Raw genomic sequence first — 19,838 nt, forward strand, 5'->3', positions numbered from 1 at the left:
CCACACAGCCAAACCCAAAGCCCAATGAAAAACGCCGGCATGAACTGCCGGCGTTTCTTTTTTCACCTTTCCCCGTCCCCTCTGGCCGCGAGGCCGTAGCGTTTGATCTTCTCGTAAAGCGTCGCTTTGCCAAGCTGCAGCCGGTCCGCCGCGATTGCCACCGCGCCGCCGCTCTGCTCCAACGCCTCAGCAATCACCGCCCGTTCGAATTGCTCCACGCGCTCCTTCAGCGGCTGCGGCTGGGCGCCTTCGTCGCCGAAAGACATGACGGGGTCGTCGGCGACGCCGAGCACGAAGCGGTCCGCCGCATTGCGCAACTCCCGCACATTGCCCGGCCACTCGCGCTGCATCAGGCTCGCGCGCTGACGGTCCGTGAGAATCGGTGCGGGACGCTGATAACGGACGGCCGCGTCCAGCAGAAAGTGTTCGAAAAGCGGCACGATGTCCTCGCGACGCTCGCCAAGCGGCGGCAGCGCGATCGTCACCACGTTCAAGCGGTACAGCAGGTCGCGACGGAACGAACCGTCGGCGACATGTTCCGCCATATCGCCTTTTGCGGCGGCGACCACGCGGCAATTCACGCGAATCGGCTGGTTCGAGCCGAGGCGTTCGAGCACGCCGTCCTGCAACACGCGCAGCAGCTTGACCTGCAACGCAAGCGGCATGCTTTCTATTTCGTCGAGAAACAACGTGCCGCCCGACGCGTGTTCGAGCTTGCCGACCCGGCGTTTCGCAGCACCGGTGAAGGCGCCCGGTTCGTAGCCGAACATCTCCGACTCGAACATCGGCTCCGGCAGCGCGCCGCAGTTGACCGCAATAAACGGCTTGTCACGCCGCGGCGACAACTCGTGCAGACTACGCGCGATCAATTCCTTGCCCGCGCCGGTGTCCCCGTTGATGAGCACGGACGCATCGGTCGGCGCGACGTTTGCAATCAGCCGCCGGACCTGCTCGATTGCCGGACTGCGGCCGATGATCCGCGGCGCAACCGTGCTCTGCCCGGCAAGCTCGCGGCGCAGCGCGAGGTTTTCCAGCACGAGCTTGCGCCGCTCCAACGCACGCCGCACGGTCTCGATCAGGCGCTCAGAAGCAAACGGCTTTTCGATGAAGTCATAGGCACCGTCGCGCATCGCCTGCACCGCCATCGAAATATCGCCGTGACCGGTGACGAGAATCACCGGCACGTCGGGCGCGCGCTCATGGCATTGCGCGAGCAGATCGAGACCGCTCGCGCCGGGCAGCCGGATATCGCTGACGATCACGCCCGAAAAGTCGGCGCTGATCGACTTTGCCGCCGATTCCGCCGACGCATGACCCACCACGTTGAAGCCCGCCAGTTGCAGACTCTGCACGCTCGCGCGCCGCACGAGTTCGTCGTCTTCGATATACAGCACTTGCAAGCCGTCGTTCAGCATGTTGTTCTCATCGGATTCACGAACCCGTGGTGAGCGGGTCCGCGGTGTGACTCGTCTGCACGCGCGCACGGCGCAGCGTCAGTACAAATAATGCACCGCCGTTCGGGACGTTCGCCACATTCCGCGCCACCAGTGTGCCGCCGCAATCACGCGCGATCGACGACGAAATCGCCAAACCGAGGCCAAGTCCCTGGCCCATTTCCTTCGTGGTAAAAAACGGCTCGAACAGATGCGGCAACACATCTTCGGCAATGCCCGGGCCATTGTCGCTGACTGCGAACGACAGGCTGTCCGCGGCAACTTCAATCTGCACGGAAATGCGCGGCGGAGTCATGTCGGCGGTCGCGTCGAGCGCATTGCCGAGCAGATTGATCAGCACCTGTTCGAGACGCAGATCGTCGCAGTGGGCTACCAGTTCGGCATGATCGTCGGCGAGATCGAGCGGCACGCGCGTGCCGTTTTCGGCGTCGAACAACGTGAGGTTCAGTTCGACGCCCTTCAAACGTTGTTGCAACAGCGCGAGGGCATTGCGCAGCGCCCGCACGATCGAAGCGCGCGCGCTGCGCGGCCGCGCGCGTCCCACGAACAGTTTCAGCTGATTGGTGATCTTGCCCATGCGTTCGGTGAGCGCCGCGATCGCTTCGAGGTTCTCCCGCGCCGATGCCTGGTCGCCGCGCTCCAGCAGCACGCGCGTGTTGTCAGAAAATCCGCGTAATGCCGCGAGCGGTTGATTCAGTTCATGCGTGATGCCGGCCGCCATCTGACCGAGCGCCGCGAGCTTGCTCGCCTGAATGAGTTCGTCGTGCGCGGCGCGCAATTCCTGTTCGGCGCGCGTGCGTTCGGCCACTTCCTTCTGCAATTGCTCGTTCGCTTGCGACAGATCCGCGGTGCGCTCCGCAACGCGCTGGTTCAATTCGGCGTACGCCTTCTGCAGCAGCGCGCGGCTACGCATCACCTCGCGCACGCGGGACCGGCGCATTCTCCAGTAGAACGCGAGCAATACGAGCGACACATAGCCGAAGCCGGTCACGATGGTCGCGTTGCGCGCGTCAGCGTCGACCGGGCTAACGGGCGCCATGGTAATCAGATGCCAGTCGGGTTCGCCCATGCCGCGTCGCGACGCGAGATAGCGAGGCGCGTAGCGTCCGCCGCCGACGCGCACAATCTGCGCGTCGCCTTCGAGCTTGCGCTCGATCGTCACAGGCAGCGGCGCAATAGGCTGCTGCGCATACTGACGGGCCTGGTAGATGGAATCGGCGACCTGGCCCGACAGTGGCCGTATGGTGTGATATTTCCATGCGGGCACGGACGACAGAAAGATCACGCCGTGATCGTCGGTGACGAGGAGCGGCTCGTATGCGTCCGCGCCCTGAAACCATTCGAGATCGAGTTTGACGACCGCCACGCCGACGATCTTTCCCTCACGGCGCACCGGCTGCGAAATGTAATAGCCCGGCGCCTGCGAGATCGTGCCGATGCCGAAGAAGCGGCCCACGTGGCCTTTGATGGCATCGACGAAATATGGGCGAAACAGATAGCCCGCGCCGATGAAACTGCCCGGCCCTTGCCAGTTGCTCGCGGCGACACAATAGCCGTCGAGCGGAATGATGTAGGTCACCGTTGCGCGCGCGTGGCGGTTCAAATCTTCGAGATAGAGATTCGCGCGCTGGACGTTGGCGGGCGACGGATCGACCAGCACGTCCTGCACGATGGGATGCTCGGCGAGCAGATACGGCAGCGATTCATAGCGCTCAAGTGTGCTCTTGAGCGAACTGGCGGTGCGATCGACGCGCCCGGCGGCATTGCGCCGCAAGCTGTCGATTCCGCTTTGCCACGCGACGCTGTAGGTGAGCCCGCACGCCGCGACGAGCCCGGCGACGAGCGCGAAGAGGATCAGCAGACGGCGCGTCACGTTGGCAATATCCGGTGAGGTGTGATCGGATATTGTGGCATAAGGCGAAGCGCGGTCGGCGCGAGCTTCCCCGGCCGACGGCACTTCGGTTGGGCGCGCAGTCACCGGTTGCATGTGCTGGTGTCCGCGGCCGCAAACGTCACGCGTTTTCAGACAATGAGCGTCGATGCCCGGCTTAAACGCCGGCCGGCTCTTTGACCGGCACGTCGCCGCGCAACGCCGAGTTCAGCTTGTTGCGGTCCAGTTCCTTTTCCCACGCCGACACGACCACGGTCGCCACGCCATTGCCGACGATGTTCGTCAGCGCACGGCATTCGCTCATGAAGCGGTCGATACCGAGAATCAGCACCATGCCCGACAGCGGAATGGTCGGCACCACGGCCAGCGTTGCGGCGAGCGTGATGAAGCCCGCGCCCGTCACGCCGCTCGCGCCCTTCGACGTCAGCATCGTCACTGCCAGCAGCGTGAGCTGCTGCGCCCACGTGAGGTCGGTGTTCGTCGCCTGGGCGATGAACAGCACGGCCATCGTCATATAAATGTTGGTGCCGTCGAGGTTGAACGAGTAACCGGTCGGCACCACGAGACCCACCACCGAGCGCGAGCAGCCGAGGTTTTCCAGCTTGAGCATCAGTTGCGGCAGCGCGGCTTCGGACGAGCTCGTGCCGAGCACGATCAGCATCTCTTCCTTGATGTACGCAATGAAACGCAGGATGTTGAAGCCCACCGCACGCGCGATGATGCCGAGCACGACCACCACGAATACGATCGACGTCAGATAGAACGTGCCGATCAGCTTCAGCATGGGCAGCAGCGAGCCGATACCGTACTTGCCGATGGTGAACGCCATCGCGCCGAACGCACCGATCGGCGCGAGCTTCGTGATGATGCGCACGATGCCGAACAGCACATGCGAGAGCCCTTCAATGAAGTTCGTGACGACCTTGCCCCTCTCACCGGCTGTGGCGAGCACCGCGCCGAACAGCAGCGCGATCAGCAGAATCTGCAGGATCTCGCCTTGTGCAAACGCGGAGACGAGCGTGTCCGGAATCAGGTGCATCAGGAAGTCGACCGTGGTCTGGCCGTGCGCCTTGGCGGCGTACGAAGCGACCGCCTTGCCGTCGAGCGTGGCGGGGTCGATATTGAAACCGACGCCCGGCTTCAGCACGTGCGTCGCGATCAGGCCGAGCACCAGCGCAAACGTCGAAACGATTTCAAAATACAGCAGCGCCTTGCCGCCGACGCGCCCGACTTTCTTCATGTCTTCCATGCCGGCAATGCCGGTCACGACCGTACAGAAGATGATCGGCCCGATCACCATCTTGATGAGCTTGATGAAGCCGTCGCCGAGCGGTTTCATGTCGACGGCGAGATTCGGATAGTAATGTCCGAGCGCGATACCGATGATGATCGCCACGATCACCTGGACGTACAGCACTTTGTGGATAGGTTTCTTCACGATGGTTCCTGCGATGTGGGTGAGCCTATGGCCTGCCACGCTGCGCATCATGCGAACGAATGATCGTCACGCCTGTGCACGGCATTAGGCCGCGACAAGACGACGAATTCAGAAGTACCGGAAAGGGAAATCGGACATCGTTGTCTCCTTGCTTTAGTTGTCGGACCGTTGCGGCCGCGTTATCTATTTCGCAAGGTCGATGCCAGCTTGAGGCAGCCCGCGCGCCTTTGATTTTTATAGGTTTTCTTGCGCCTAATCGCAAGCGCCATCCGGGATTCCGGAAATCCGGACGGCCCGCGTCGGGAAAACCGGAATTCGCTCCGGCAGCAGCTCAGGGGAAACCCGAAGCCTTTACTGGCGGGGCTTTGCCGTTTTCCTAAGCGCCGCCCTCTTCGAGTACCAGCAGATTCTCATGCGAGAAACCGAGCGACACCGGCTGACCTCGTTCGGGTAAACCGCGATTCGGATCGTTGAACACGTCGAGAGAAATCACCGCGTCTTTCACACGCGTCCTGATCCGCACCACTGCGCCGAGAAAATTCACTTCTTCGACGGTCGCGCTCAGTGTGTTGCGGCCAGGCGCCGCGGGTTCGAGCACGATCGCTTCGGGGCGCAGCGCGAGCAGGCGCTTCTTGCCCGCATCGCCGGCCGGCAGTTCCTGCGTAGTAGTCAACTCCTGGCCGTCCACGACCATCTTGCCGGTCGCCGGATCGATCACGTGCCCCGCCAGAATGTTCAGCGTGCCGACGAACGACGCCACAAAACGAGTGCGAGGATAGTTGTAGATTTCCGAAGGCGAGCCGATCTGCTCGACGCGCCCCTCGTTCATCACGACGATGCGGTCGGAAATCGACAACGCCTCTTCCTGATCGTGCGTAACGAAAATCGACGTGATGCCGAGTTCGCGCTGCAGCGCGCGAATGTCCTGCCGCAACGAAATGCGAATCTTCGCGTCGAGCGCGGACAGCGGCTCGTCGAGCAACAATACCTGCGGCTTGCCGGCCAACGCGCGCGCCAGCGCCACGCGTTGCTGCTGGCCGCCCGACAGTTGCCACGGATAGCGGCCGCCGAGCTGCGGCAGCTTGATCAGGTGCAGCATCTCTTCTACGCGCTGGCTGATTTCCGCCTGCGGCCGGTGCGTGATCTTCAGCCCGAAGCCGATGTTCTCCGCGACCGTCATGTTCGGAAACAGCGCATACGACTGAAACACCATGCCGACCTTGCGCTGCCGCGTACGAAGATGCGTGACGTCCTTGTTATCGAGCCGGATGACGCCGCGCGTCGGCGTTTCGAAGCCGGCGATCATCCGCAGCACGGTCGTTTTGCCGCAGCCGGAAGGTCCTAGGAACGTGATGAACTCACCGCGCTCGATCTTCATGTCGAAGTGATGCAACGCGATGTTCGCCCCAAAGGACTTATGCAGATTTTCGATCTCGAGAAATGCCATGATTCGCTGCCTCAGTGGATCAAGCTCATTGCATCAAACCTTTTGACCGCTCAACGCGCGGGCCGAGCCGAACACCTGGATCAAGCCCATCGACGCCCACGTAATCATGAACGCGATGATCGCAAGCGCCGACGGCTCATACGCGCGATTCGCGCCGATCAGTTGCAGGTAAGGACCGAACGCGGGCCGATCGAGCAGACTCGCCAGCGTGAATTCGCCGATTACCACCGCAAAGGTGAGAAACGCGCCGGACAGAATGCCCGAGCGGATATTCGGGAAGATCACCTTGAAGAGAATCGTCGGCCAGTTTGCGCCGAGACACTCGGCGGCTTCGGTGAGCGAGCGCACGTCGACAGCGCGCAGGCCCGCATCGACCGCGCGGTACATGTACGGCAGAGACAGCGTCACGTAGCCGAACACCAACAGCAGATCGGTCGCGCGCTCGTTGCTCGTGAGCGGCAGAATCGAACTGCTGTTGTAGATGCGCAGATAGCCGAACACGATCACGATAGCCGGCACCACGAGCGGCAACAGCGTAATGAATTCGACGACCGGCCGCAGCTTCGGCAAGCGCAGTTGTACCCAGTAAGCGGTCGGCACAACGAGCAATATGCCGACGACGATCGTCAGCAGCGCCATCAGAATCGAATAACCAAACGAGGCCTGAAAGCGCGGATCGCCGAGCACCACGCTGTAGGCTTCGAAGCTATATGTGCCACGCTTCATCCGCAGACTGAACTCGAAGGTGGCGATCAGCGGAATCAGGAAGTACAGGGAACCGACCACCATCGCGGTCCACGCTCCCACGCGCGATTGGCTTTTCATCGGCGGCCCCTTTCAGCGCGTGAGCGCAGCCAGATATAACCGCCGTTCGACAGACCCGTGACGAGTACCATGCCGAGCGCAAGCGCGTAGCCGAGATTCTGGTTGTGCATGACGTCGCCGCGAATCTGCGCAAAGAGCAGAATCGGCACGATGTTCAACGAGCTTCCGGTCAGCGCATAAGCGGTGGCGACCGCGCCGAACGCGTTGGCGAACAGCAGCAGCGTCGCGCCCAGCACGCTCGGCCATAGCACCGGCAGCGCGACGTAGCGCCAGTACTGAGACGCGGTGCCGCCGAGGCAATCGCATGCTTCGCGCCATTCGCGCTTCAGGCCGTCGAGCGCGGGCGTGACGATCAGCACCATCAATGGAATCTGGAAGTACAGGTAGGTCAGCGTGAGACCTGAAAAGCTGAGAATGCTGAAGCCCGTCGAATACAGATTGAAGCCGAGATACTTCTTCAACAACACGGTGACGAGCCCGACGCGTCCCAACGTGCAGATGAAAGCAAACGCGAGCGGCACGCCCGCGAAGTTCGACGCGACACCGGAGAACGTCATCAACGTCGGACGAATCCAGCCCGGCAGCTTGCCCTGCACCGCCGCCCACGCGAGCAGCGAGCCGATCAGCGCACCGCCCGCCGCGGACGCCGCGCTGACTTTGAAGCTGATCCAGTAAGCGTCGAGCACGGACGGCTGAAACAGGTCGCGCAGGTTGGCGAGCGTGAAGTGACCTTGCGAATCCTGGAACGCGCCGATCATCAGAAAGCCGGTCGGCAGAATCAGGAACAGCAGCGCGAAAGTGAAGAACGGCACGACGCCGATCCAGGCCAGCATCTGCGACGCGCGGCCCGGACCGTCGACGCGCGGCGTTGGAGTGGGCACAGGCGGAACCAGCAAATCCGGCTGCACCGATCCAGCATCCGATGAAGCGCTCATAGCTCACCCTTTGGGTATTCCCCGCATTGGCCGCATCGCCGGCATGTCCGGCACTCTGGGTAACGGCGCGCGCCGTCCGACTAGGACGACGCGCGCGGCGTGTACGACCTCGCGCTAAACGTCGAAGCAGCGCTTACTTGACGTTCGCGCCGACCGTTTCGTCCCAATGCTTCGTGATGGTTTCCTTGTACGCGTCCTGTTGCGAGAGCGTCGGAAACACGACGTTCTTATACGACGACGGCGGCGGCAACTTGTCGAGGAGCGCCTGCGGCACTTTCTTCGCGGCCACCAGTTCGTTGTAGCGCATCGGGTGGCAATAGCCGGTCAGCCAGCCGATCTGGCCTTCGTCGGAATAGAGATATTCCATCCACAGCTTGGCTGCGTTCGGATGCGGCGCATAAGCGCTGATGGCCTGCACATAGACGCCTGCGACTACGCCCGTTTTCGGGATCACCACTTGAACCTTCGGGTTGCCCTTCAGCGTGTCGCGATCGGCGAGCGCGTTGTAATCCCAACGGACGACGATCGGCGTCGTGCCTTGCGCGAGCGACGCGGCCTTGCCGATCACCGGCACGAAGTTGCCGCTCTTGTTCAGGTCGGCGAAGAACTTGAGGCCGGCTTTGTCCGCCTTGCTCGCGTCGCCCTTGCTTTGCGCAAGACCCGCCGCGTACACCGCCTGAATCGCCTGATTCGCGGAGCGCGGATCGCCCGCGAGCGACACTGCGTTCTTGTAGTCTGACTTGAGCAGGTCGCTCCAGTCGGACGGCGCCTTGTCGATCATGTCGGCGTTCACTTCGAACGCGAGCACGCCGTAGTAGTCGCCGTACCAGTAACCGTCGGCATCCTTCGATTCCTTGGGAATCGAGTTCCACGCAGAGACCTTATACGGCTGCAGCAGCCCTTCAGCCTTCGCGCTCGGGCCGAACGACAGACCCACGTCGATCACGTCGGGCGCTTGCGGACCCTTGTTGCCCTTGTTCGCCTTGATCGCTTCCACTTCATCGCCGGAGCCTGCGTCCGGATTCAGCTCGTTGATCTTGATGCCGTACTTCTTCTGGAAACCCGCGACGAGTTGCCCATAGTTGCACCAGTCGTGCGGCAACGCGATCACGGTAAGCTGGCCTTCCTGTTTCGCAGCGGCGATCAGTGCGTCGAGCGGCGCGGCGCTAGCGCTGCTCGCGCCGGCGGCTGCGACGCCCGCGGCGGCCGACATCGAAAGTATGCGAGCTAACACGGTGCGGTTCATAGTTTTCCCCATCCTCTGCCGAAGTTGCTACGTTTGGAAAATTTCTAGTTCGACTTCAACGGCGTTACTCCTGCGCCATTGCGTGCGCTCCTGGTCGGCCTTTGCGGCCGCCTTCGCGTGCTTGCCTGCACACTCGCGCCCTGCTCTGGCCGGCTTCGCAGCTCAAAGCATGTCGTGCTGCAGCATATCGATGCGATCTGTACAAATCATGTCAACGCCCCACTGCGCAAGCAATTGCGCGCGCGCCGGATCGTTCACTGTGTATGCGAGCACATGCAGTCCGGCCTCGCGGATTTCGCCGACGAGTTGCTCCGTCAGATAACGATGGCTCGCATGCAAGGACACGCAGTCGAGCTCGCGCACGATACGCAACCAGTCCGCGGGCACTTCCTCGAACAGCATGCCGCGCCGCAATGAAGGCGCCGCGTCGCGCGCAGCTGCAAGGGCGTCGAAAGAGAACGACGACAGCAACGGCGGCGTTTGCCCTTGCCACAACCTGAGCGCACCATCCGCAACGAGGCGGCCGGTGATCTCTTCACGGCCCGGACAGGGTTTGATTTCGATGTTCGCCGCGATGCCGTCGCGCGCGCAACGTGCTGCCGCATCGGCAAGCGTCGGCAGGCGAGTGCCTGCGAATTGCGGACCGTACCAGGCGCCCGCGTCGAGCATGGCGAGCTGCGCCCACGTATAGTCGGCAGCAGCGCCGTAGCCGTTGGTCGTGCGCTCGAGCGTGTCGTCGTGCAGCAGGAACAGTTCGTTGTCGGCGGAAAGCTTGGCGTCGAACTCGACCATGCGGTAGCCGTAGCGCACACAGGCATCGAATCCCGCTAAGGTGTTCTCAGGCGCGAGCGTGCCGCCGCAGCGGTGCGCGACGAGCGGCGGATATGGCCAGTCTGCAGGTGATGCATGATCGATCCCGTTTCCCACGTCCGGTCACCTTTCACCCAGAAGAAAGCGGAGAGTGCATTGAAGCACTTCAACGCATGCGGTCTTGTCAAAAAGCGCCACACTAATGCACGAAAGAACAGATCAGACTTTGCCTTTCGAACATTCGAGTTTCGAACGAGCGCGGCGCTTCGATTTGCGAAGGCTAAAGTCAAATACACAAACTTGCAAGCTGCCAAAAAAATACAACACAATGCGGCTAAAGTAGTAGCCTTGACATCGTCTGGACACACATTCGTGTCCACGATGTCACTGACTAAGACACGTTGTGCGAGCGCCTTCGCATCCAAGGAAAATGCATGTGGCAGGAAGACCGTCATCAGAGAATACGCGCGTTGGTGTCGACGCTCCATCGGGTGTCGACCGAACGGATCATGGCGGACCTTGGCGTGTCGCGCGAAACGGTTCGGCGCGATCTGCTCGACCTCGAAGCGCTCGGTGAATTACGGCGGGTACACGGCGGCGCCATCAAACCCGCCGACGAAGCGCCGATCGCCGAGCGCGCGCACATGCGCGTCAAGTCCAAGACGGCGATTGCAAAGGCGGCGACCGGGTTGATCGCGAGCGGCCAGACGCTGTTCATCGACGCGGGCACGACGACCGCCGCACTTGCGGAAGAGCTCGCGAAGCTCGCCAATTTGACCATCGTCACTAATTCGATCGACGTCGCGTTGAAGCTGCGCGGCGCTGCGGAACAAGCCGACGCGGGCAACGAAGTGATTTTGCTCGGCGGCACGATCAGCGACCGCGCAATGGCAACCACGGGCGCCACCACCGTGCTAGATATTCAGCGCTATCGGGCGGATCTCGCGCTGCTGTCGCCGGTCGGCGTCGATCACCGGCATGGCGCGACGAACTACGACCACGCAGAAACCGAAGTGGCGCGCGCCATGGTCGCGAATGCCGACCGTGTCGTGATCCTTGCGGATTACAGCAAGATTGGTCAGCGCAGCCGGATCTCGTATTGCCCGGTGGAACGGATAGACGTGCTCGTCACCAACAAGAAGGCCGCAGACGCCGCCGATTTCCCGGCGCTAAAAAAGAAGCTCGAAGAGGTCGTGCTGGCCTGAAGCGTCATGCTGCACGCCACGCGTGCCGCTCACTCCTTCACATGCATCGTGTCGAGAACGCGCTTGCGCAGACGCGTGTCATGCAATGCGCCGGCGGCGTCGAGTACCGGATAAGCCGTCGAGCAGAACAGCGAGTTAAGCCGCTTCATGTCACTGATCAGATCCAGATGCAATGCGCTCGTTTCAATGCTGCGCAGAGTCTGCCCCGTGAGCCGGTCCAGATGCCTGTATGAATACGCGCGCTCCAGATCGCGGAAACGCTCTTTTTCTGCGAGTAGACGTTCGGCGCAGCGCAGATCGTTGTTCAGGAATACGGATAGACCCAGTTGCAGATTACTGACTAGCCGCGTCTGCAGATCGTCCAGTTCGCCGAGTCCTTCTTCGGAAAACGACAGGCGGTGAGCGATCTTCTTCTCCTCGATATCTCCCACGATCCGCTCGATGATGTCGCCCGCATGTTCGAGGTTGATCGTCAGCGAAATGATGTCGGTCCATCGGCGGCTGTCAGCTTCATCCAACTGCTCGCGTGAGATCAACGTGAGGTAGTTTTTGACCGCTGCGTAGAGTTCGTCGACGTCGTCGTCCATACGGATCGTTTCGCGCGCCTTGTCGAGATGGTTGTGATGAATCAGCTCCGCCACGTTGTCGAGCATGGCCCGCACGATGTCGCCGATGCGCAGCACTTCGCGCGCCGCATGCGCGAGCGCGAGCGTCGGCGTGGACAACGCGGCCTCGTCCAGATGCAGCGGCCGCAGTTCGCCGTTCGGCATGGGCCGGTCAGGCAGCAGCCGCACGCAGACGCGCGCAACCGGATCGATCAGCGACAGGCATGCGCAGCAACGCAGCGCGTTGTAGATCAGATGAAAACCCACGGTGGCTTCACGCGGATTGGCAATCAGCACCGGCAGTCCGCGCGCGAGCAGCGGCGCAAACGGCAAGATCAGCATCGCGCCCGCCAGCTTGAAGGCGAAGCTGCCCAAAGCGAGCCGCCGCGCCGCCGCGTTCTGCGCCACGGTGCCAAGCAACGCCAGCATGCCGCTGCCGAGGTTCGCGCCGATCACGAGGCACAACGCGACCTTCAACGAAATGACGCCCGACGATGCAAGCGTGGCCGTGAGCAGCACGGCCGCGAGGCTGGAATACGACAGCATTGCGAAGGCCGCGCCCACTAGCGCGTCGAGCATGGTGTCGCCGGTCAATGCGCCGAACATCACGCGCACGCCTGCGCCTTGCATCATGGGCTGCGCGGCCTCTACGATCAGATGCAGCGCGAGCAGAATCAGACCGAGACCAATCAGCGTACGGCCGGCCTGGCCTGTGCGCGTCTGCTTGCGCGACAGGAACAGTGGCACGCCGAACAGGATCAGGATTGGCGACAACCAGGATAGATCGAGGGTAAGAACTCGCGCCATCAGCGCGGTGCCGACGTCGGCACCGAGCATGATCGCAAGACCACTGGTCAGCGGCAGGAGCCCTTGCGCGGCAAACGACGTGACGATGACCGCCGTGGCGTTGCTGCTTTGGACGAGGCTCGTGACGCCGACGCCTGACAGGAATGCTCGCCAACGGCTGCGGGTGCTTCGCCCGAGGATGCTGCGCAGATCTGCGCCCAGTACGCGCAGGATGCCGGTGCGAACGATATGCGAGCCCCAGACAAGCAGTGCCACGCCGGCGAGAAGGTTAAGGAGAATCAACATAAGGCACTGCTCTTATTCTCTGCTGCCATGACCCGAACCGCATGCCGCGCGTACGACACCCGGGGCGTATATGACAGTAGTGTTGCACATTTTTGCCTTATTGTAATTTTGTGCTTTTAAATATACGCTCGGCCAACGATGAGGATCGTCGCGTGACCGTCTGTGCCGTTCATGTGACGCTACCACCACCTGTCACGAGGACAACGGATGAGCCGCAATCTCGCGCTGTTCGACCTGGACCACACGTTGCTGCCGCTCGACAGCGACCAGGCGTGGGCTCACTTTATCGCTGGACTCGGCATAGCGGGCGCGGCGCGCCATGCGCAAGACATCGACGAATATTATCGGCAGTACGTAGCCGGTACGCTCGACATGGCCGCCTATCTGGACTACACGTTGGCGCCGCTCGCTCGCCACTCGCGCGAACAGCTCGACACGTGGCATGCGCAATTCATGCAGGAAGTGATCACGCCGGCGATCCTGCCGGCCGCACGTGAACTGGTGCAGCGTCACATCGAGGCGGGCGACCTCTGCTGCATTGTCACCGCAACGAACGTGTTCGTTACCGCGCCTATCGGCAAGGCGCTCGGCTTCGAGCATCTTCTCGGGATCGAACTGGGTACGGAGGGTGATGATCCGCTTGCCCGTTTCACGGGTGCGTCGGTGGGCGTTCCGACTTTCCGTGAAGGCAAGATCGCGCGCACGGAGAGCTGGTTGGCTTCGCTCGGCCACCATTTGCACGACTTTCCTCAAAGCTGGTTCTATAGCGATTCGATCAACGACGTTCCGCTGCTCGAACGCGTCACGCATCCGGTCGCGACGAATCCCGATCCGCGTTTGCGTGCGATCGCGAACGAGCGAGGCTGGCCTGTCATCGAACTTTTCAGGTGACGCACGCTTGGTGCAATGTCGGTGTGGCCGTCAAGGGCCGCGACCGCGATGATGGCGGCCTCAATTCCCGCGTCTGATTATTCGTTAGCCAAGCTAATATAGTTTTTGTTCGAGCCGGCGGCACTACGGCGATCAGAGGCCTGCTCACCGTGAAATAGAAAACCCGCAACATGTGCGGGTTTTCTTCAACCTGACCGATCAGCCACCTGACACTCACACTACGCCGGCTCCATGCGCCTGCAAGTCGGCGTGGTAGCTGGAGCGCACCATAGCGCCCACCGCTGCGTGCGTGAAGCCCATTTTGTACGCCTCTTCCTCGTACATCTTGAAGGTGTCGGGATGCACATAAGAGCGCACCGGCAAATGGTGTTCGGAAGGCTGCAGATACTGACCGATGGTGAGCATGTCAACATCGTGCTCGCGCAGATCGCGCATGACCTGCAAGATCTCTTCTTCCGTTTCCCCCAAGCCGACCATGAGGCCCGACTTGGTCGCGACGTCCGGATGCAGCGCCTTGAAGTCTTTGAGCAGCTTGAGCGAATGCGCGTAGTCGGAACCCGGGCGCGCTTCCTTGTACAAACGCGGCACCGTTTCGAGGTTGTGATTCATGACGTCAGGCGGTGCGGCATTCAGAATGCCGAGCGCACGGTCCAGACGACCACGGAAATCGGGCGTCAGAATTTCAATGCGCGTGTCAGGCGACAACTCGCGCGTCTGACGGATACATTCGACGAAGTGCGCCGCGCCGCCGTCGCGCAAATCGTCACGATCCACGCTTGTGATCACCACATACTTGAGCTTCAACGCGGCAATAGTGCGCGCGAGATTCCCCGGCTCTTCCGGGTCGAGCGGATCCGGGCGGCCGTGGCCCACGTCGCAGAACGGGCAGCGACGTGTGCACTTGTCGCCCATGATCATGAACGTGGCCGTGCCCTTGCCAAAGCATTCGCCGATGTTCGGGCAACTCGCTTCTTCACACACCGTATGCAGATTGTGCTCGCGCAGAATCTGTTTGATTTCGTAGAAGCGCGAATTGCCGGTCGCCGCCTTGACGCGAATCCAGTCCGGCTTTTTCAGCTTTTCGATCGGAACGATCTTGATAGGAATGCGGGCGGTTTTGGCTTGCGCCTTCTGCTTCGCGGTGGCGTCGTAGGCAGCGGCGGATGCCGGCACGCCTTCAGGCACGGGAGAAGTTGCGAGGTTCGCGGTAACGTCAGTCATTCGTTCGGTCCAGTCAGGCGGTGAGCGCACCGGCCTGCGGTTGGGCGACGGCCGCGGGATTGCCGTCGAGGTTTGCGGTGAGGCACGCTGCAAGGGTGTGGGCCACGTCGCTCCAGCCGGCCACAACGCCAAGCGTTGCCATATCGACTGTTTCGAGCCCCACGTAGCCGCACGGGTTAATGGCCAGAAACGGCCGTAAATCCATTTTCACGTTCAGGCTAACGCCGTGATAGCTGCAGCCATTGCGGATTTTGAGGCCCAGCGCGGCGATCTTTGCGCCGGCATGCAACCCGGCGTGCGGCCCGGGCGCGACGTAGATACCGGGCGCACCCGCCTTGCGTTCTCCGGCGAGATTATACGCCGCTAGGGTGTCGATCACGGCCTGCTCGATCCGCGTGACCATCTCGCGCACCATCAGCTTGCGACGCCTCAAATCGAGCAGCAGGTAGGCAACCACCTGCCCCGGACCGTGATACGTGATCTGCCCGCCCCTGTCGACTTTCACCAGAGGAATAGCGCTGTCGGCGGCCAGCAGATGTGCCGGATCGCCGGCCTGGCCAAGCGTAAAGACGGGTGGATGTTCGACTAGCCAGATTTCGTCGGGAGTGTCGACGGTACGCGCGTCGGTGAACGCGCGCATCGCGTCGAAACTGGCTTCGTAGAGTTCGCTGCCGCGCCAGCGCAGCACGAGCGGCGCCGCGGCGGGCATTGGGGAAGTAGAAACCGGCGGGACGGACATGATCCACGCAGTTTACCGAAATCCGGCGATTCCCGCCGGGAGTCGCCGCGCCCCGCTGCCGGGGCACCCGCCATCAAACGGTGCGCCAGCCGCCGCGCATCCGCGCCGCCCAACGTTCGACAACTCGCGCAAACCAGTTAAGCGCACGCTCGTCGCAGCGCGTGGGCACTGAAAACGCGATCGTCGCGCGCGGTGTGCCTTCCGCACTGATCCACAGCCGTTCGCCGCGTCGCAATCTCAGCGTGTGGCCGGGTTGCAGCCAGTAGTCTTCGGTGTCGTCGCTGCGTGTTACCCAAACCGCACCGCCGCGCACGACCAGCTTCGTGCTGCGGGCCACCTTCAGGGGAAGCGTTTCGCCACCGTGGATTTCATACGCGATGCTAGAGGAAACTTCTCGCATAATGCCCTCGCCAAAAGTCGTTTCATGGCTACAATCGTAGGCGTAGCAAGGGGTTACGCAAAACGATCAATTTTCACCTCTATGTGAGAAATATTACGATGGAGCTGCGCCATCTGCCGCCGTTGAATGCGATCAAAGCCTTCGAGGCCGCCGCCCGTCACGAGAGCTTTTCGCGCGCCGCCGACGAACTTTTCGTCACGCACGGCGCTGTCAGCCATCAGATCAGGGCGCTGGAGGCGGAACTCGGGGTGTCGCTGTTCGCCCGCGACGGCAAGCGCGTGCGGCTGACAGAAACCGGCAGGCGCTACGCCAACCACGTGCGCTCTGCGCTCACCGCATTGTCCGACGCCACGCGCGAACTCCGTGCCGGTGACCGCGAGCGGCGGCTCGTGGTGTCCATGTTGTCATCGTTTGCGGCGCGGTGGGTCACGCCGCGCGTCGGCAGCTTTATCGAAGCCCACCCGCAATGGGACCTCGAACTGCTGTCCACTAACGCGCTCACGGACTTCGCGCGCGACGACGTCGACGTAGCAATCCGTTTCGGCTACGGAAAATATGCGGGGCTTTACTCCGAACTGTTGCTTGAGGAAATTTTCTTCCCGGCATGCGCGCCGAATTTCAACGGTGGCAACCGGCCGAAAACGCCCGCCGAGTTGGCGAAGCTTCCTCTACTTCGTTCCGACGACGAATTATGGCGGCCATGGTTTGACGCCGCCGGACTTACCGAATGGCCGGAGCCAAAGCGCGGCGTGCTGTATCAGGATTCGTCGAACCTGTTGCAGGCGGCAATCGACGGTCAAGGAATTGCGCTCACGCGCCGTTCGCTCGCCATGCATGAGATTGCGGCGGGCCGACTCGTGCGGTTGTTCGATGTGGACGGACCGAGTCCGTGGCAGTACTACTTCATCTGTCCGCCGCAAATGCTGGAAACAGCGCGGGTGAAGGCGTTCAGGGACTGGGTCTTTGCGGAGGTGGGACGGTTCAAGCTGTTGTTCGACCGGGCCTGCGAGGCCGGCTCGGCCGCAAGCGCGGGCCGGAAAGCGGACGCGGCGGACGCATTGCGCGTCGCGCCGTAGTGGGACGCCTTAAAGCACGACCTTGACCATCGGATGACCGGTCAGCACCCGATAGATATCGTCGAGTTGTTCACGGCTAGTGGCGCGCACCGTCACCGTTAGCCCGGTGTAGTTTCCGCCGCTGGACGGACGCGTCTCGACGCGCGAGGCGTCAACTTCGCTATCGAACTGACGGACCACCGTGACGATCGTCTCGGTGAACTCGGGGTGCGATTTGCCCATGATCTTGATCGGGAAATCGCACGGATACTCAATTAGTGATTCGTTCGCCGGATTCATTTTTTGCTCCTTGCTGCTGCGCCTCTTTTGCCTTGGCTTGTTGATACGCCGCATACAGCGCCGCAAACACCGCGCCCGGCTTGCCGCTGCCAACCGGCTGGGCGTCCAACTGCGTGACAGGCAGCACTTCTTTGGTGGCCGAACTGATGATGATCTCGTCCGCTGCGCGCACTTCGGCTTCGGCGATCTCGCGCACTTCCAGGCGGATACCGCATTCGGCCGACAGTTCTTCGATCAGCCCGTAACGGATGCCTTCGAGAATCTTGTGACTGCGCGGCGGCGCGATCAATACTCCGCCCTTCACCACCCACACATTCGACGACGACCCTTCGGTCAACACGCCATCGCGGAACTGGACCGTCTCGAACGCGTCGTTTTCCGCGGCGTATTGCGCCATCAGCACATTGCCGAGCAATGACACAGACTTGATGTCGCAATTGAGCCAGCGGCGATCTTCCGCGCTGACGCAACGCACGCCCTCCGCGCGCTGGGCAGCATTGGGCAGATGGAGCGGCGTAACCATGACGAATACCGTTGGCTGAACGCCCACGGGAAACGCATGGCCGCGCTTTGCGACGCCGCGCGTGACCTGAATGTAGGCGATCGCATCCTGACTGGCGGCAAGACCGGCCTCGGCTTCGTTGGCCGCGACCACGCGCTCGATCAACGCGCGCCAGCCTGCATTGTCGAATGGATTGGCAATGCCGATCTTCTCGAGCGAACGCGACAGACGCGCCAGATGCTGTTCGAAGCGGAAAGCCGTGCGTCCGGCCGCGTGCGCATATAGCGGCGCGACTTCGTAAATGCCGTCGCCGAAAATAAAGCCGCGGTCGAGCACCGGCACGCGCGCCTCGGACAAAGGCACCACTTCGCCGTTCAGATAAACGATCGGCTCGAGCGAAACATCAGGAAGAGCGGTCATTGCGATCCGTGTTTACTTTTTCTTGTTGAACATGAGCATCAGCGAATCCCACACGCGGCCCACCACGCCCGCTTGCGGCACGGCCTGCAAGGCGACGATCGGGAACTGTGCAAGCACCTTGCCGTCGGCGACGAGCTTCGCGGTACCGACCTGCTGACCGTTCGCGATCGGCGCGATCAGCGGATCCATCTGCTCGATTTGCGGCTTCACCTTGTCGGCCATGCCCTTGGGCACGGTGATGTACTGATCGCTCTTCACGCCGATCTGCACCGAGTCTTGCGCACCCTTGTAGACGCGCGGCGTGCCCACCACCTGGCTCGCCTTGTAGAGGCGCACCGTGTCGTACGCGGAGTAGCCGTAGTTCAGCATCTTCAGGCTGTCCTGCACGCGGTCGTGTTCCTTCGTCTCGCCCATCATGACCGAGACGAGGCGGCGCGAGGCGTCCTGCGTGCCCGGCAGCGAGCGCTTCGCGCTCGCGATCAGGCAGTAGCCGGCGGCTTGCGTGTGGCCGGTCTTCAGACCGTCGACGGTCGGGTCGATCCACAGCAGACGGTTGCGGTTCGGCTGCTTGATCTTGTTGTACGTGAACTCTTTGACCGAGAAGATGTTGTAGTAGTCAGGGAAGTCGCGGATCAGACGCGCCGACAGCACCGCGAGATCGCCAGCCGTGGTGTAGTGCTGCGCGTCGGGCATGCCGTTCACATCGGCGAAATGCGTGTTTTTCATGCCGAGGCGCTGTGCTTCGGTGTTCATCATGTTGACGAACTGCGCTTCGCTGCCGCCCACCAGTTCGGCCAGCGCGATGGCGGCGTCGTTACCCGACTGCACGATCATGCCGTACACCAGATCGTGCACGGTCACGGGCTTGTTTGCCTCCACGAACATGCGCGATTCGTCGGTGCGCACGCGACGCACTGCTTCGCTCGGCGTCACCGTCTGGTCCATCGCGATCTTCTTCGTTTGCAGTGCTTCGAAGACGAGATACGCAGTCATCAGCTTGGTGAGCGATGCGGGCTCCACGCGCTCATCGGGATTGCCCGAAGCCAGAACCTGATTGCTGGTCGCGTCCACGAGCACCCACGAACGCGCATTCACCGCCGGCGGCGGCACTTGCGCGAACGCAGTGCTGGCCGCCAGCGTGGCGGGCAGCACGACGCCGAGCGTCAATGCGCGGCTTAGCGTGGGAGAAACAAAACTTGCAACGGAGGGAAAAGACGTGCGGCCGGAGGTGGAAAAACGCATAGGGTCGGTTCGTGCAGATATATTCAACGCGCGCAGGGCGCAGAGTTTGGAAGAGCCGGTCGGCGAGCGACTGGCCGTGACGACTAAACGTAACGGCTTGAGCGCCCATTGGACTTCCGG

18 protein-coding genes are annotated in these 19,838 nt (G+C 62.0%); 3 read left to right on the forward strand and 15 right to left on the reverse strand.

Annotated elements, in window-relative coordinates:
- Positions 1-62: 62 nt before the first annotated feature.
- The 8 genes from SB753_RS19915 to ugpQ all read right to left on the reverse strand — a co-directional run bounded on the left by SB753_RS19915 (position 63) and on the right by ugpQ (position 10,163).
- Positions 63-1,415 (reverse strand): sigma-54-dependent transcriptional regulator, encoded by a 1,353-nt coding sequence (locus SB753_RS19915; protein WP_410801449.1) that lies wholly within the window; start codon positions 1,413-1,415, stop codon positions 63-65.
- A gap of 16 nt (positions 1,416-1,431) precedes the next feature.
- The gene (locus SB753_RS19920; RefSeq protein ID WP_410801451.1) at positions 1,432-3,441 is read right to left on the reverse strand and encodes an ATP-binding protein; all 2,010 of its coding nucleotides are present in this window, start codon (positions 3,439-3,441) and stop codon (positions 1,432-1,434) included.
- Between the two features lie 61 nt (positions 3,442-3,502).
- Positions 3,503-4,783 (reverse strand): dicarboxylate/amino acid:cation symporter, encoded by a 1,281-nt coding sequence (locus SB753_RS19925; protein WP_027804477.1) that lies wholly within the window; start codon positions 4,781-4,783, stop codon positions 3,503-3,505.
- A 376-nt stretch (positions 4,784-5,159) separates the two neighbouring features.
- On the reverse strand, positions 5,160-6,230 hold the full coding sequence (locus SB753_RS19930; protein WP_087751004.1) for an ABC transporter ATP-binding protein: 1,071 nt from the start codon (positions 6,228-6,230) through the stop codon (positions 5,160-5,162).
- Between the two features lie 33 nt (positions 6,231-6,263).
- Positions 6,264-7,055: an ABC transporter permease gene (locus tag SB753_RS19935; protein ID WP_020067076.1), complete on the reverse strand. Its 792-nt coding sequence runs from the start codon at positions 7,053-7,055 to the stop codon at positions 6,264-6,266.
- Positions 7,052-7,990: an ABC transporter permease gene (locus SB753_RS19940; protein WP_020067077.1), complete on the reverse strand. Its 939-nt coding sequence runs from the start codon at positions 7,988-7,990 to the stop codon at positions 7,052-7,054. The genes SB753_RS19935 and SB753_RS19940 overlap by 4 nt, the downstream gene beginning before the upstream one ends.
- Before the next feature lie 133 nt (positions 7,991-8,123).
- The gene (locus SB753_RS19945; RefSeq protein WP_087751005.1) at positions 8,124-9,236 is read right to left on the reverse strand and encodes an ABC transporter substrate-binding protein; all 1,113 of its coding nucleotides are present in this window, start codon (positions 9,234-9,236) and stop codon (positions 8,124-8,126) included.
- A gap of 162 nt (positions 9,237-9,398) precedes the next feature.
- Positions 9,399-10,163, reverse strand: a complete 765-nt coding sequence (ugpQ, locus tag SB753_RS19950) for a glycerophosphodiester phosphodiesterase (protein ID WP_310065860.1) — start codon at positions 10,161-10,163, stop codon at positions 9,399-9,401.
- A gap of 317 nt (positions 10,164-10,480) precedes the next feature.
- Here ugpQ and SB753_RS19955 point away from each other — a divergent pair, with 317 nt between their 5' ends.
- Positions 10,481-11,251, forward strand: a complete 771-nt coding sequence (locus SB753_RS19955) for a DeoR/GlpR family DNA-binding transcription regulator (RefSeq protein ID WP_087751007.1) — start codon at positions 10,481-10,483, stop codon at positions 11,249-11,251.
- A 29-nt stretch (positions 11,252-11,280) separates the two neighbouring features.
- On the opposite strand, the gene SB753_RS19960 is transcribed toward SB753_RS19955, so the two are convergent.
- The gene (locus tag SB753_RS19960) at positions 11,281-12,948 is read right to left on the reverse strand and encodes a Na/Pi cotransporter family protein (protein ID WP_410801454.1); all 1,668 of its coding nucleotides are present in this window, start codon (positions 12,946-12,948) and stop codon (positions 11,281-11,283) included.
- A gap of 207 nt (positions 12,949-13,155) precedes the next feature.
- Between SB753_RS19960 and SB753_RS19965 the strand changes: the two genes are divergently transcribed.
- The gene (locus SB753_RS19965) at positions 13,156-13,839 is read left to right on the forward strand and encodes an HAD family hydrolase (RefSeq protein WP_410801456.1); all 684 of its coding nucleotides are present in this window, start codon (positions 13,156-13,158) and stop codon (positions 13,837-13,839) included.
- 213 nt (positions 13,840-14,052) lie between these two features.
- Here SB753_RS19965 and lipA read toward each other — a convergent pair whose 3' ends face one another.
- From lipA to SB753_RS19980, 3 genes are all read right to left on the reverse strand, one after another.
- Complete coding sequence (gene lipA, locus SB753_RS19970; RefSeq protein WP_128587933.1) at positions 14,053-15,060, reverse strand: lipoyl synthase; 1,008 nt, start codon at positions 15,058-15,060, stop codon at positions 14,053-14,055.
- Positions 15,061-15,073: 13 nt separating this feature from the next.
- Positions 15,074-15,799 (reverse strand): lipoyl(octanoyl) transferase LipB, encoded by a 726-nt coding sequence (gene lipB / locus SB753_RS19975; protein WP_410801458.1) that lies wholly within the window; start codon positions 15,797-15,799, stop codon positions 15,074-15,076.
- A gap of 73 nt (positions 15,800-15,872) precedes the next feature.
- The gene (locus SB753_RS19980; protein ID WP_020067085.1) at positions 15,873-16,199 is read right to left on the reverse strand and encodes a DUF2917 domain-containing protein; all 327 of its coding nucleotides are present in this window, start codon (positions 16,197-16,199) and stop codon (positions 15,873-15,875) included.
- 98 nt (positions 16,200-16,297) lie between these two features.
- On the opposite strand from SB753_RS19980, the gene SB753_RS19985 reads away from it, so the two are divergent.
- Positions 16,298-17,275 (forward strand): transcriptional regulator GcvA, encoded by a 978-nt coding sequence (locus SB753_RS19985; RefSeq protein WP_410801460.1) that lies wholly within the window; start codon positions 16,298-16,300, stop codon positions 17,273-17,275.
- A gap of 9 nt (positions 17,276-17,284) precedes the next feature.
- Here SB753_RS19985 and SB753_RS19990 read toward each other — a convergent pair whose 3' ends face one another.
- From SB753_RS19990 to SB753_RS20000, 3 genes are read right to left on the reverse strand one after another with little or no spacing between them, the layout of a single operon-like run.
- Positions 17,285-17,554 (reverse strand): DUF493 family protein, encoded by a 270-nt coding sequence (locus SB753_RS19990; protein WP_410801462.1) that lies wholly within the window; start codon positions 17,552-17,554, stop codon positions 17,285-17,287.
- Positions 17,526-18,476 carry a D-amino acid aminotransferase gene (locus SB753_RS19995; RefSeq protein ID WP_410801464.1) on the reverse strand — a complete coding sequence of 317 codons (951 nt, stop codon included), beginning with the start codon at positions 18,474-18,476 and terminating at the stop codon, positions 17,526-17,528. The genes SB753_RS19990 and SB753_RS19995 overlap by 29 nt, the downstream gene beginning before the upstream one ends.
- Before the next feature lie 12 nt (positions 18,477-18,488).
- On the reverse strand, positions 18,489-19,718 hold the full coding sequence (locus SB753_RS20000; protein ID WP_088173208.1) for a D-alanyl-D-alanine carboxypeptidase family protein: 1,230 nt from the start codon (positions 19,716-19,718) through the stop codon (positions 18,489-18,491).
- Between the last annotated feature and the right edge of the window lie 120 nt (positions 19,719-19,838).

The sequence above is a fragment of the Paraburkholderia sp. SIMBA_053 genome, assembly GCF_046534895.1.
GTDB classification, from domain to species: Bacteria; Pseudomonadota; Gammaproteobacteria; order Burkholderiales; family Burkholderiaceae; genus Paraburkholderia; species Paraburkholderia caledonica.